This is a genomic window from Streptomyces sp. VRA16 Mangrove soil, assembly GCF_017377775.1.
GTDB lineage: Bacteria > Actinomycetota > Actinomycetes > Streptomycetales > Streptomycetaceae > Streptomyces.
The window spans coordinates 48,575-61,329 of the sequence record NZ_JAFVLN010000002.1 but is presented as its reverse complement, the minus strand read 5'-3'; the positions used below and the strand labels follow the sequence as shown (position 1 = coordinate 61,329).

Sequence of the window (12,755 nt, the reverse complement as noted above, 5' to 3'; positions counted from 1 at the left end):
CCGGCCGCGTCCGTCACCGAGTCGTCCGATCCGGTGACGGACGCACCACCGGTCACGCGCTCTGCGCGGCGGCCTCCTCCGCGCTCAGCCGCACGGACGCACGGGCCGTACGAGCCTTGAACGCGGCGGGGTCCGCGGGCCGCCGGGTGTGCCAGTCCGTGACGGCCTGATAGGCGGCCGCCACCTCCAACAGCCGGTCCTCCTCGTACGGTTGGCCGCCGAGGATCACCCCGGCGGGAACTCCCGCGGCGGAGAACCCGACCGGGAACGCGATCTCCGGAAGCCCGAGGATGTCGAACGGCACGGGACCGGTCTGCAACAGCACGTCGCACCGCGCCATCACCGTGTCCAGGACCTCCCGCAGCAGATGCGTCTTGGCGCGCTGCGCCGTGATCCACTCGTCGCCCGAGATCATCAGGCCCTGAAGCCAACTGAGCAGCGACACACCGAACTTGGCAGGGTCCTCGCGCAGCCAGTGCCGGAACGGCTCGGTGCGCTCGGACAGCCTTGCCGCGTTGAAGTCCCCGGTCAGCAGCGACCAGTCGGCCGGGTACGCCACGTCCACCAGCGTCACCCCCGCAATCGCGTCGAGCCGGTCGAGGAACGCCTGCCGCAGCGCCTTCGCGCTCCCCGACAGGAAGTCCGCCGGCACCCCGATCCGCGTCGCGCGCCGCATCCGTACCGCGCCGCCGCGCCCGCGGACCGGGGTCGCCGCCCGCACCAGATCGGGCACGTCCGGCAGTCCGAGGGTGCGCGGGTCGGCGGCGTCCGGGCCCGCCATGACCGTCAGCATCAGCGCCGCGTCCATCGCGTCGCGCGCCAGCGGGCCCGCATGGTCCCGGGTGAAGGAGAGCGGGATGACGCCGTGGATCGAGACCCGCCCCATCGTTGGCTTGAGCCCGGTCAGGTTCTGCTGGTTGGACGGCAGCACGATGGAGCCGCCGGTCTGGGTGCCGATCGACGACACGGCGAGACGCGCCGCGACCGCGCACGCGGGCCCCGTCGACGAGCCGCCCGGGTCGACGGACGGGTCGTCCGGAGTCCAGGCGTTGACGGTGGTGACGGTCCCGTTCGGCCTGGTGGCGCGTGTGGTGGCGAGCGGACCCATCTGCCCCTTGCCGAGCACGATGCCGCCCGCACCCTTCAGCCGGGCCACCGCCGTCGCGTCGGCGTCGGGCACGAAGTCCTCGAAGACGTACGAGTTGCAGCGCGTCGGCACGCCGGCCGTGAAGTAGTTGTCCTTGATGCAGAGCGGGATGCCGCGCAGCGGCCCGGCGGGACCTTCCCCGCGGTCCGCCTTCCGCGCGGCGGCCAGCGCGCTGTCCCCGGTCACCTCCGCGTACGCCTGGTACGTCGAGTCGAACGACTCGATCCGCTCCAGGTGGGCCTGCACCAGCTCCACGGCGGTCAGCTTCCCGCGCCGCATGAGCACGGCGGCCTCGGCGAGCGTGGCCTCCGACGGGTCGGTGCGGGCGGCGTCACGGACGTCGATGTCGGGCAGAGCGGGCGCCCTGCCGGAACCGGTGGCGGCGCGGGCCGGAGCCGCCACCATCGGCAGTCCGCCCGTGGCGACGGCCGCGGCGGCGGCCGAACTCGCCAGGAACGTACGTCTGTTGAGGGCGCGCCGGGAGTTCATCGGTCCTCACCGCCCCACGCCTCGGCGATCGACGGATAGATCAACGGCGCCGATTCCTGCTGCGCGTACTCCGGACTCTTCGCGGGCGGGCTCCACGACGACAGCGCGGCGGGGGTCGAGGCGACGAACGACCTCAGGGAGGCCAGCGCCTGGGTGCGCGTCGGCACCCCCGTCGCCGGGTCCGGCTGTTCCGGCAGCTTGCTCAGGTCGAAACCGGCCAGGCTCAGCCGCGCCCGTATGTAGGCGTCCAACTGCTCCTCGCTCAAGGGCTCGCTCACGGCTCCTCCAAGATCGCTCAGGGTAGGGGGACTTCATCACCCGCCCGTGAACTTCCCGTTGAGCACGTGCTTCACCGCAGTTACACCCGCGCCGCTCGGGCGCCCGGTGACGCCGCTCCGCTACAGCGGCAGGGCGCACACCGCGATGGGCGCCGCGAACCCCTTGCCCGTGGACGTGAGTTCACCGGAGCAGTGATCGACGCGGAACACGGACACGGAACCCGACTTCTGGTTCGCCGCGAACAGCAGCCGCTCGTCCGGCGAGAACGCGATCTGCCGGGGGAAGTCGCCGCCCACCGGCACCGTGTCGAGCAGCCGCAGCCGCGCCCCGCCGTCCTCGATCGCGTACCTGGTCAGGCTGTTGTGCCCGCGGTTGGCGAGATACGCGAACCGGCCCTCGGCCGTGACGAGGAGCTGCGCCGGATAGCTGGTCCCCTCACCCGTGCCGGTGGACTGCGGGGCGCCGGGCGTCAGCCGCCCGCTGCCCGCCTCGTAGCCGCAGACGACGACGGTGTTGTCGACCTCGTTGGCCAGGTACGCGTACCGGCCGCCGGGATGGAACGTCAGATGCCGCGGCCCCGCGCCCGGACGCAGCGTCGCGTACGAGACCTGTGTGAGCGTCCCCGCCGCGGTGTCGAGCCGGTACGTGTACACCGTGTCGTTGCCGAGATCGACCGCGAGGACATGGCCGCCGTCCGGGCTCGTGACGATCTGGTGCGCGTGCGGGCCCTGCTGTCCCGGGCCCGGCGCGGGCGTGTCGTGCGTGACCAGCGCGGTGCGCCCGCCGAGCGCGCCGGACGCGTCGACGGGGTGCACGGCGACGCTGCCCGACAGGTAGTTGGCGCTCAGCAGCCAGCGCCCCGACGGGTGCACGCACAGATGGCAGGGGCCCGCGCCGCCGGTCGAGCGGGTGCCGAGAACCTTGCGGTCGGCGAGCCGGACGGCCGTCACGCCACCGTCCTGCCGCTCGTCGACCGCGTACAGCGTCCGGCCGTTCGGATGCACGGCGAGATACGACGGATCGGCGACACCGTCGATCGTCCCGGTCCCGGTGACCGCCCCGCTGCGGGGGTCGTACGTGGCGGTCCCGATACCGGTGCCGCCGCCCTGCTGCGAGGTGTAGGTGCCGAGATACAGCGGACGCGGACGGCTCCTGCGGGACCGGGAAGCGGGGGTCGACGCGGACGTCACCGTGGACGGCCCCGGGGCCTCGGCGGGGGCGGCAGGCCGGGCCGTCGGCGCGGGGACGAGGGCGCCGGCCGCGATCGCGAACCCGGCACCGAGGAACCTGCGCCGTCCGGTCGAGCCACTGCTGCGCGTCCCTGCCATCCGGGATACCTCCTGAGTCACGCCCGGCCCGGTCACGCCCTCACCCTCCTGGCTCCCCGCCCGACGCGCAAGAACGCCCGCCCGGCCACGCGTGCGGTCAGCGGTCGAGCTCCCGGTGGGCGCTCTCGGGCAGCCGCAGATAGACGGCGGAGGACACGAGGCAGAGCGCGGCCACGTACCAGGGGAAGAGCCCGCTGTGGCCGCTCTCCTTGAACCACGTCCCCATGTACGGCGCCGTACCGCCGAACAGCGCCACCGTCAGCGAGTACGGGAACCCGATCCCGGCCGCCCGCACCCGCGCGGGGAACACCTCGGCGTTGACCGCCGCCGAGATCGACGTGAACCCGGTGAGCAGCACCATGCCCGCGCACTGCACGAGCAGCAGCCCGACGAAGGACCCACTGAGCGAGTGCAGCAGCGGCACGCTCAGCAGCGCGAAGCCGAGCCCGAAGAAGAGCAGCAGCGGCTTGCGGCCGAAACGGTCGGAGAGCAGCCCGCCGACCGGCTGCAGCAGCGCGAAGAACCCCAGCGAGACCGTGCCCGCCAGCAGCGCGTCCGCCTTGTCGATCCCGGTGTTGAGCTCCGCGTACGTCGGCAGGTACGACGTCCACGTGTAGTACGCCAGCGTGCCGCCCGCCGTGATGCCGCAGATCAGCAGCGACTGGCGCGGGTGGTGGCGCAGCGCGTCGAAGAGCCCGGGGCGGCGCGCGTCCCCGGTGCGGGTCTCCCGCGCGCCCTGCCGGATCCAGAACCCGACCAGGCTCAGCAGGGCCCCCGCAAGGAACGGGATCCGCCACCCCCAGCTGTCCATCTGCCCGTCGGAGAGCGAGGCCACCAGCAGCGCGGCGACGCCGGACGCCACCAGTTGCCCGATGGACGTGGACACGTACTGGAACGACGAGAACAGCCCGCGCCGCCCCGGCCCCGCCGACTCCACCAGGAACGTCGTCGACGCGGCGAACTCCCCGCCCACGGACAGCCCCTGGAGCAGCCTGGCGAGCACCAGCACGACCGGCGCGAGCACGCCCACGGACGCGTACGTCGGTGTGATGCCGACCAGCAGACTGCTGCCGCCCATGAGCAGAATCGTCACCGTCAACGCGGCCCGCCGCCCGCGCCGGTCGGCGACCGCCCCCATCAGCAGCCCTCCGACAGGCCGCATGAAGAACCCGACGGCGAAGACGGCGAACGTGGACAACAGCGGCACGAGCGAGTTGTCGGCACTCCGGGGAAAGACCTGGTCGGCTATATAGGTCGCCAGAAAGGTGTACGCGTACCAGTCGTACCACTCGACGGCGTTGCCGACGGAGGCGGCGAGGAGTTGGCGCAGCGGGTGAACGGGGCGGGGGGTGATGATCACGGTCTCTGTCATGATCCTGACCCGTTCCCATGAGCGTCCCTGCTCACACGGCGGCTGCCGCAGTCGACGTGTTCCCGCCGTCCGGAGCGGGCCGCCTGGAGCGGCGAGCAGGGGGACGACAACGTCCGTATCACCGTGCCCTGGTGGACACGGAGGCGGAGACTGTCCTGCGGCGCCGCCCGGCTGCCGCATCCTTTCGCCGTGGTGGCGGCGAAGAGGGTGCGTGAGGGATCGGGTCACACCCCCCAGCCCGGCCCGCATGCGGGGAAGCGGCTGCCGTCGGACGCAAGGGAGCTTCGGTGGCAGCCGCGGTGTTCATGGAGGGGCGCGCAGTGCACGCACCCACGCGCGCTGCTGCTGCACCCGGCTGCTGCGAAGGGTCGCCCTGCGCAACACTGGACGCCGGCAGGGCGCTCGCGTAGGGGGGAGATCGTGGACGGTCTGGTGAAGTGGCTCGGCGCGCAGTTCGACGAGGACGAGCGGATCGCGCGGGCGGTGTCGGAGCGGCTGTCCGACGACCAGTGGGACGGCGCAGGTGACGATCGTGAGGGCGAGAGGGCCCGCGCGTCCCGGCCCGCGCCGCACGGGGCGTCGAGGGAACGGGCCTCCGCCGCTCAGGACCTCGCCACCTTCGTCGCTGCCTTCGATCCGGCGCGGGTGCTGCGCGAGGTCGACGCCAAACGGCGAGTTCTGGGGCGTCACCTCCTGAGCCCGGCCGAAGGCGACCCCGAGCGGCCGTGGTCCGCCGCCGACGCCTGCCAGTACGACGGCGAACCCTGGCCCTGCCCCGACCTGCTCGACCTCGCCCTGCCCTACGAGGACCGGCCCGGCTACCGCGAGGAGTGGCGTCCGTAGCCGCGTCCGTCGCCCGGTGGAGCATGAAGAGGAACACGAGGGCATCAGAATCCGGTCCGCCACCGGCCGCGCGCTGGGGCGGGGCTGGGCGGGGCAGGGGCGGCCGGATCTGAACCGGTGCCCTCACGATCGTGAAGACCGCGCGCGCCCACCTCTGCGCCACGCCCCGCCCTGACCACCGATCCCGGGCGGGGCGGTCGGCCGCCGAGGGGCTCGGCTACTTCTTCGTGTACGTGATGACGGCGGTCGTCACCAGGCACGGCGACGGCGGAACGACCTCGACGCGCAGGGCGCCGCGTGTCGCGTCGTAGTCGATGCCCTCCGCCTCGAACGAGCCCGAGCAGATGCTGCGTTGGGGGATCGCGAAGAGGGACGAGACGTGGCCGGTCACCGGGTTGCCGTCCAGGGGGCGGTCGAGGGCGACCTCCAGGACTTCCTTGGTGGTGTCGTCGGACGAGCAGAGCAGGTGGGTGGCGTCGGTGAAGTCGCAGCCCTGGACGTTCCGCACCGGGCGGTCGAGGGAAATCTGCCCGGCCTGAGGGAGGTTCGTGCCGGGGGCGGGTGCGGACGGGTTGAGGACCGGCGTGGGGAAGACCTGGAGGCGGCCCATGGCGCCCCACTCGCCGGACACCAGCCACTGCCCGTCGGGCGACACGGACGCGAACGAGTTGTTGAGTAACTCGCCCTGATCCAGGGCGTGTTCGTACGTCGTGCGCTTCCCGTCGGGCGCCGTCACCGCGTACATCTTCTTCGTGGCTGAGTCACCGCCCTGGTACGCGTCGAAGGTGTAGCCGCGCGCGATGTCCGGGTCCCCGACGTGCGACCAGCCCGCGATCCGCAGCGAGAGCGGGATCGAGGCGAGGCCCCGGTGCAGAAGGGAGCCGTCGGCGCGGCTCGCCAGGCCCTGGCTGCCGGTCAGGGAGTCCACGTACGACGTGCCGGACTCGGTCCAGGTGGGTTCGGCGGCGCTCGCCGAACCCACCGTGCCACCCGCGGTCAGGGCGAGGGCGGTCGCCGCGCAGAGTGCGGCCGCGCGGGCAAGTCGTCTGTGCTGTAAGGATCTGGGCATGGCCGTAGCCTGCACCATGCGTCGGTACGGCCGCCACGGGCCGGTGCGGGGTACCGTCGTGACCTGGTGAAACGCGAAGATTGCGGATGTCCGCCGGGATGTCCCCAAGACCAAGGGCGGTTGTGACGTGACGTCGACGAGCGGGACCTCGACACGGCTGACGATCCTCGGCGGCGGTGGCTTCCGCGTCCCGCTGGTGTACTCGGCGCTGCTCGGCGACCACGCCGAGGGACGCGTCACCCACGTCACCCTGTACGACGTCGACCGGGCCCGCCTCGACGCGATCACCCGGGTCCTCGCCGACCAGGCCGCGGGCATCGCCGACGCACCGGTCGTGACCGCCACCACCGATCTCGACGAGGCGCTCACCGGCGCCGACTTCGTCTTCTCCGCGATCCGGGTCGGCGGCCTTGAGGGGCGCGCGGCCGACGAGCGGGTGGCGCTCGCCGAGGGCGTGCTGGGGCAGGAGACCGTCGGCGCGGGCGGCATCGCCTACGGGCTGCGCACCGTGCCGGTCGCCGTCGACATCGCGCGGCGTGTCGAGCGGCTCGCCCCCGACGCCTGGGTCATCAACTTCACCAACCCGGCGGGCCTGGTGACGGAAGCCATGTCCCGGCACCTCGGCGACCGCGTCATCGGCATCTGCGACTCGCCGGTCGGGCTCGGCCGCCGCATCGCCCGGATCCTCGGCGCCGACCCCGACCGCGCCTGGATCGACTACGTCGGCCTCAACCACCTGGGCTGGGTACGGGGATTGAAGGTCGAAGGACGGGACGAACTGCCCCGCCTGCTCGCCGATCCGGCACTGCTCGGCTCCTTCGAGGAGGGCAAGCTCTTCGGCGCCGACTGGCTGCGCTCGCTCGGCGCGATCCCCAACGAGTACCTGCACTACTACTACTTCAACCGCGAGACCGTCCGCGCCTACCAGCAGGCCGAGCAGACGCGCGGCGCGTTCCTGCGCGACCAACAGGCCCGGTTCTACGCGGAGATGGCCGACCCCGCGGCCCCCGCCCTCACGACCTGGGACCGTACGCGGGCCGAGCGCGAGGCCACCTACATGGCGGAGAACCGGGAGGCGGCCGGCGCCGGTGAGCGCGACGCCGACGACCTGGAGTCCGGCGGCTACGAGAAGGTCGCCCTCGCCATCATGCGGGCCATCGCCCGCGACGAGCGCACCACCCTGATCCTCAACGTCCGCAACCGGCACACCCTTTCGGTCCTCGACAGCGACGCCGTGATCGAGGTGCCCTGCCTGGTCGACGCGGGCGGTGCCCACCCGGTCGCCGTGGACCCGCTGCCGCTGCACGCCACAGGCCTGGTCACCGCGGTCAAGGCCGTCGAGCGCGAGGTGCTCGACGCCGCGGCGAGCGGCTCGCGCACGACGGCCGTCAAGGCGTTCGCCCTGCACCCGCTCGTCGACTCGGTCGCCGTCGCCCGCCGGCTCGTCGACGGTTACACCGAGGCCCACCCGGAGCTTGCCTACCTCACCGGGCGCTGAAATCAACCCGTCGGCGTGTGGAGGGCAGTGTGAGGACGTGTAAAGGCCTGTAAAGGCGGTAATCAAGAGGGGCGGCTCGAAAGAGCCGCCCTTTTCCCTGCCCTGACGTAGCGTCATCACTCAGCGTGGCGGAATGAACTCGTCCGCGGGTGTGACGCGTCCTACAGAGAGAATCTGAGAATTTCGCTAGGACTGTGACGCCGGAGAGTCACCATGCGCTTGACTTGGTGCACCCCCCAACTAGGAGAGCTCATGCGACCGTTCGCTCTGAACTATGCCCGTCCCGTGCGAGAGGCAGAGGTCAGCGCGTCGTACTCATACGACTCCGCACTGCAGTTGAATGTGCTGCCTGATGGCGCGGTGGCTGCGCGTGACTACGGAGTGTTGCGAGAATGCGGCGCGACGACCTCCACCGCCGGATCCAAAACTCATTTCGACGACTGAACGGCCGCGCGGAAATGACCGTACTGATCCTGACCTGTGAACAGGATGTGACCGCTGACCTCGCGGTCGTCGAATTGAACGCCAATGGAATCCCCGTGCTCCGCCTCGACCCGGCCGAACTGCCGGGTGGCGTCGGGGTGTCGGGGGAATACGCGCACGGTTCGTTCCATGGCCACCTCTCCGTCGGCGGGCGGGTGGTCAGCATGCGGGGCCTGCGTTCCATCTGGGTGCGCAGGCCCGGCACCCCGGCGGCGGGCGCCCCCGCCTTCTCGTCGTGGTTGTCCGAGGAGTCCTCACAGGCGCTGTACGGAATGCTGCGCTGCACCGGCGCGCGGTGGATGAACCATCCCGACGCGGCCCGGCAGGCCCGGCACAAGCCCTGGCAGCTGTGGCTCGCGCGGGAGTGCGGGCTGCCGGTGCCGGCCACGCTCATCACCACGTTTCCGCGCGTGGCCCGGGAGTTCGCCGAGCGCTATCCGGACCTGGTCGTCAAGCCGGTCTCCGGGGCGCACCCCGGCGAGGACGGGTTCGCCGTGCCGACCACGCGGGTGCGGCCCGACGAGGACTTCCGGGCCGTGGAGCACGGTCCGACTCTGTTGCAGCGCCGGGTCCGCAAGGTCGCGGACATCCGGCTCACCGTGGTGGGGGACCGGATGTTCGCGGCCCGTGCAGCGGCCGCGGCGGGCTCCGGTGACGACGCCGTCGTGGACGTCCGCTTCGCCCCGGCCGCCGGGCCGTGGCGTGCGGTGACGGTTCCGCCGCGCGTCGCGGAGGCCGTCGAGGACTATCTGGCGCGGGCCCAGCTCTCCTACGGGGCCTTCGACTTCGCGGAGGACGCGGACGGGATCTGGTGGTTCCTGGAGTGCAATCAGTCGGGTCAGTTCGGGTTCGTCGAGATCGAAACGGGGCAGCCCATCGGGCGGGCCGTCGCCGAGTGGCTCGCGGGAGAGCCGCTGGATCCTCCCGGATCGGACGAGCCGGCGGTCGGCAGCGCGGACTGCACCTGACCCGCACCTTCATGTCCGGCCCGTCGCGGGCGGGCCGCTCTTGCCCTGAGCAATCTCCAGCCGGGGCCGCCGGGGGCTCTCCTCCTTTCCCGCCCTGGCCGGCTGCCGCGCCGCCTTGGGCGGCAGGGCGGTGGGCAAGGCGGCCCCCGGCGCGGGGCGAGCGCCCCAGCCGGCGTCCGGCTCGGTCCCGCCGCACCATCGCCGGGTGCGGCGCCGTCCCGGCTGGTCGCGCAGTTCCCCGCGCCCCTGGAGGCATACGGCTCCGCCGCCGCCTCCGCGTCGGGCGCAGGCCCGCGCCACCAGGGCACGCGACTTGGAGGCCTGTGGTTCGGCTGTCGTCTCGCCGGGCGCAGGCCCGCGCCACCAGGGCACGCGACTTGGAGGCCTGCGGTTCGGCTGTCGTCTCGCTGGGCGCAGGCCCGCGCCACCAGGGCCTGCGGTCTGGTGGCCTGTGGTTCGGCTGTCGTCTCGCTGGGCGCAGGTCCGCGCCACCAAGGCATGCGGCCCTGCCGCCGCCGCATCGGGCGGAGCCGACCGCACCCCCTCTCGCGCGAGTGTGTCCGACCCACACCCCCGGCGCCCCACAATGTGCAGCGCCCCTATAACCCACACCACCCCGCACCCCCTACCCTCCGCCCATGACAGCCCTGACCGGTCGCCGGATCGTCACGCCCCGCGCCACCCTTCACCTCCTCGACACCCCTGAACGCCCTCACGCCGAACCCGTCCTGTTCGTGCACGGCAACGTCTCCTCCGCCACCTTCTGGACGCGCACCGCCGCGGCGCTCCCCGCCCGCTACCGCCCCCTCGCCCCCGACCTGCGCGGCTTCGGCCGGAGCGATCCGGACCCCGTCGACGCCACCCGCGGCCTGCGCGACCACGCCAGCGACCTGATCGCCCTGCTCGCCGCCCTGGACATCCCCCGGGCCCACCTCGTCGGCTGGTCCCTCGGTGGCGGCGTGGTCCTGGAGATGCTCCGCACCCGGCCGGCCGACGTGCTCTCCGCGACCCTGGTCAACCCCGTCTCCCCGTACGGCTTCGGCGGCACCCACGGCGACGACGGAACCCTCAACTCCCCGGACGGCGCGGGCTCCGGCGGCGGCACGGGAAACCCCGAGTTCGTCCGCCGCATCCAGGAGGGTGATCGCACGGCGGAGTCGCCCTTGTCGCCGCGCAGCGTGCTCAACGCCTACTACGTCAAGCCCCCGTTCCGGACCGACCCCGCCAGCGAGGACGCGTACGTCGACAGCATGCTCGGCACCCGTACCGGCGACGACCACTACCCGGGCGACAGCGTCCCCTCCGCGGCCTGGCCGGGCACGGCCCCCGGCACCCGGGGCGTCCTGAACTGTCTCGCCCCCACCCACTTCCGCGTCGACGACCTGCACACCATCAACCCCAAGCCGCCGATCCTGTGGATCCGCGGCGCGGACGACGTGATCGTCTCCGACACCTCCGTCTTCGACCTCGCCCACCTGGGCGCGCTCGGCGCGGTCCCCGGCTGGGACGGCACCCCCGCCCAGCCGATGGTGCGGCAGACACGACACGCCCTTGATCTTTACGCGGAGGCGGGCGGCACGGTACGAGAGGTGGTGGTGCCCGACGCCGGGCACGCGGTGCACATCGAACGCCCCAAGGAGTTCGGCGCCGCCCTGCTCGACATCCTGGCCGAGGGAGCCCGCACCGCATGACACCGGTCGTCACCACAGTCGTCACCACAGCACAGGGCGCGGTACGCGGCCGCACCGACGAGCACGGCATCGCCTCCTTCCTGGGAGTGCCGTACGCCGCCCCGCCATTCGGCCCGCGCCGCTTCGCCGCGCCCGCCCCGGTCGAGCCGTGGACCGGTGAGCACGACGCCACCGCCTACGGTCCGACGGCGCCCAAGGCTCCGTACGCCCCGCCCTTCGACACGCTCATCCCCGAGACCTCGGTCCCCGGCGAGGACTGCCTCAACCTCAACGTCTGGACCCCCGAGCCGGGCCCCGGCGCCCGGTTGCCCGTCATGGTGTGGCTGCACGGCGGCTCCTTCTCCAACGGCTCCGCGAACTCCTCCGGCTACCGCGGCGAGACCTTCGCCCGCGACGGCGTCGTCTTCGTCGGCGTCAACTACCGGCTGGGGACCGACGGATTCCTGCACCTGCCCGGCGCCCCCGACAACCGCGGCCTGCTGGACCAGATCGCCGCCCTGGAGTGGGTCCGCGCCCACATCGCGGCGTTCGGCGGCGACCCCGACCGCGTCACCGTCTTCGGCGAGTCCGCGGGCGCCATGGCCATCGGGCAGCTCCTCGCCCACCCGCGCGCCCGGGGCCTGTTCCGCCGGGCCGTACTCCAGAGCGGTGCCTGCCACCACTTCGTACGGCCCGACACCGCGCGCCGCATCGGGGAGCGCATGGCCGCGCTGCTCGGCGTACCGCACACGACCGAGGCGTTCGCGGACGTGCCCCTGCCTGAACTGGCCCTCGCACAGGCCGAGTTGCGGCTCGACCTCGCCTCGAAGCCCGACCCGGCGGTCTGGGGCGAGGCCGCGCTCAACGCCATGGTGTTCGAGCCCGTCGCCGAGCGGCTCGCCCTTCCCGGGCCCGACCTCGGCGTCGACCTGCTCGTCGGCTCCAACCGCGAGGAGAACCGGCTGTTCATGGTGCCGACCGGCCGATTCCGCACCATCACCGAGGAGCGGGCTCATCTGGGGGCGGCGGCGTACGGCGCCGACCTGGACGCCTATCAGGGGCAGGCGACCCCGGGTGAGCTCCTCGAAGCCGTCGGCACCGACTGGTTCTACCGGATGCCCGCCCTCCGCCTCGCCGAGTCCGTCCCCGGCACGCACGTCTACGAATTCGCCTGGCGCTCCCCGCAGTTCGACGGCGAGCTCGGCGCCTGCCACGCCCTGGAGCTCGGCTTCGTCTTCGACCTGCTCGACGACCCCGACTATCTGCCGATGGCGGGGGAGAAGGCGCCGCGCGAGCTCGCCCGCACGATGCACGCCGCGTGGGTGGCGTTCGCCGAGAGCGGCGATCCGGGCTGGGCCGCGTACGACCCGGCGGGGGAGCGGACCACGATGGTGTTCGCCGCGGACACGGACGGTTGCCGGACGCAGGCCGATCCGCGGGCCGCGCGCAGGCAGTCGTGGCACGGAGTGCGCTGACGTTTCCGCCCCTGGCGCGAAGGAACAGGGGGACGGCTGTTTTCGGTCATACGTCCGTCGGGCTTCACATGATCGTCACCGTCCCTTCCCTTCCGTCAGGTCACCTAGGAAACTCCCGTTGCCCTGTCCGATGA

At 72.6% G+C, this 12,755-nt stretch carries 11 protein-coding genes; 6 read left to right on the top strand and 5 right to left on the bottom strand.

The genetic code is table 11. From position 1 onward, the window contains the following. Nucleotides 1-52: 52 nt before the first annotated feature. From J3486_RS06255 to J3486_RS06240, 4 genes are all read right to left on the bottom strand, one after another. The gene (locus tag J3486_RS06255; RefSeq protein WP_207819029.1) at nt 53-1,636 is read right to left on the bottom strand and encodes an amidase; all 1,584 of its coding nucleotides are present in this window, start codon (nt 1,634-1,636) and stop codon (nt 53-55) included. After that, a complete protein-coding gene (locus J3486_RS06250; protein ID WP_207819028.1) occupies nt 1,633-1,914 on the bottom strand; it encodes a hypothetical protein in 282 nt (93 codons plus the stop codon). The genes J3486_RS06255 and J3486_RS06250 overlap by 4 nt, the downstream gene beginning before the upstream one ends. Before the next feature lie 120 nt (nt 1,915-2,034). Beyond that, the gene (locus J3486_RS06245; protein ID WP_207819027.1) at nt 2,035-3,243 is read right to left on the bottom strand and encodes a lactonase family protein; all 1,209 of its coding nucleotides are present in this window, start codon (nt 3,241-3,243) and stop codon (nt 2,035-2,037) included. Between the two features lie 97 nt (nt 3,244-3,340). Further along, entirely contained in the window at nt 3,341-4,615 is a 1,275-nt protein-coding gene (locus tag J3486_RS06240) for an MFS transporter (protein ID WP_207819026.1), read from the bottom strand. Between the two features lie 420 nt (nt 4,616-5,035). Between J3486_RS06240 and J3486_RS06235 the strand changes: the two genes are divergently transcribed. Continuing rightward, nucleotides 5,036-5,458: a DUF6221 family protein gene (locus J3486_RS06235; RefSeq protein WP_207819025.1), complete on the top strand. Its 423-nt coding sequence runs from the start codon at nt 5,036-5,038 to the stop codon at nt 5,456-5,458. A gap of 217 nt (nt 5,459-5,675) precedes the next feature. Here J3486_RS06235 and J3486_RS06230 read toward each other — a convergent pair whose 3' ends face one another. Then, a complete protein-coding gene (locus tag J3486_RS06230) occupies nt 5,676-6,527 on the bottom strand; it encodes a hypothetical protein (protein WP_207819024.1) in 852 nt (283 codons plus the stop codon). 157 nt (nt 6,528-6,684) lie between these two features. Here J3486_RS06230 and J3486_RS06225 point away from each other — a divergent pair, with 157 nt between their 5' ends. The 5 genes from J3486_RS06225 (at nt 6,685) to J3486_RS06205 (ending at nt 12,621) form a co-directional block, all read left to right on the top strand. Beyond that, nucleotides 6,685-8,025 carry a 6-phospho-beta-glucosidase gene (locus J3486_RS06225; protein ID WP_207819691.1) on the top strand — a complete coding sequence of 447 codons (1,341 nt, stop codon included), beginning with the start codon at nt 6,685-6,687 and terminating at the stop codon, nt 8,023-8,025. A 252-nt stretch (nt 8,026-8,277) separates the two neighbouring features. Further along, nucleotides 8,278-8,469 (top strand): putative ATP-grasp-modified RiPP, encoded by a 192-nt coding sequence (tgmA, locus tag J3486_RS06220; RefSeq protein WP_207819023.1) that lies wholly within the window; start codon nt 8,278-8,280, stop codon nt 8,467-8,469. Nucleotides 8,470-8,483: 14 nt separating this feature from the next. Next, nucleotides 8,484-9,476 carry an ATP-grasp ribosomal peptide maturase gene (gene tgmB, locus J3486_RS06215; protein WP_207819022.1) on the top strand — a complete coding sequence of 331 codons (993 nt, stop codon included), beginning with the start codon at nt 8,484-8,486 and terminating at the stop codon, nt 9,474-9,476. Between the two features lie 638 nt (nt 9,477-10,114). Further along, a complete protein-coding gene (locus tag J3486_RS06210; protein ID WP_207819021.1) occupies nt 10,115-11,167 on the top strand; it encodes an alpha/beta fold hydrolase in 1,053 nt (350 codons plus the stop codon). Further along, nucleotides 11,164-12,621 carry a carboxylesterase/lipase family protein gene (locus J3486_RS06205; RefSeq protein WP_207819020.1) on the top strand — a complete coding sequence of 486 codons (1,458 nt, stop codon included), beginning with the start codon at nt 11,164-11,166 and terminating at the stop codon, nt 12,619-12,621. Before J3486_RS06210 ends, J3486_RS06205 begins: the two co-directional genes overlap by 4 nt. Nucleotides 12,622-12,755 lie beyond the last annotated feature (134 nt).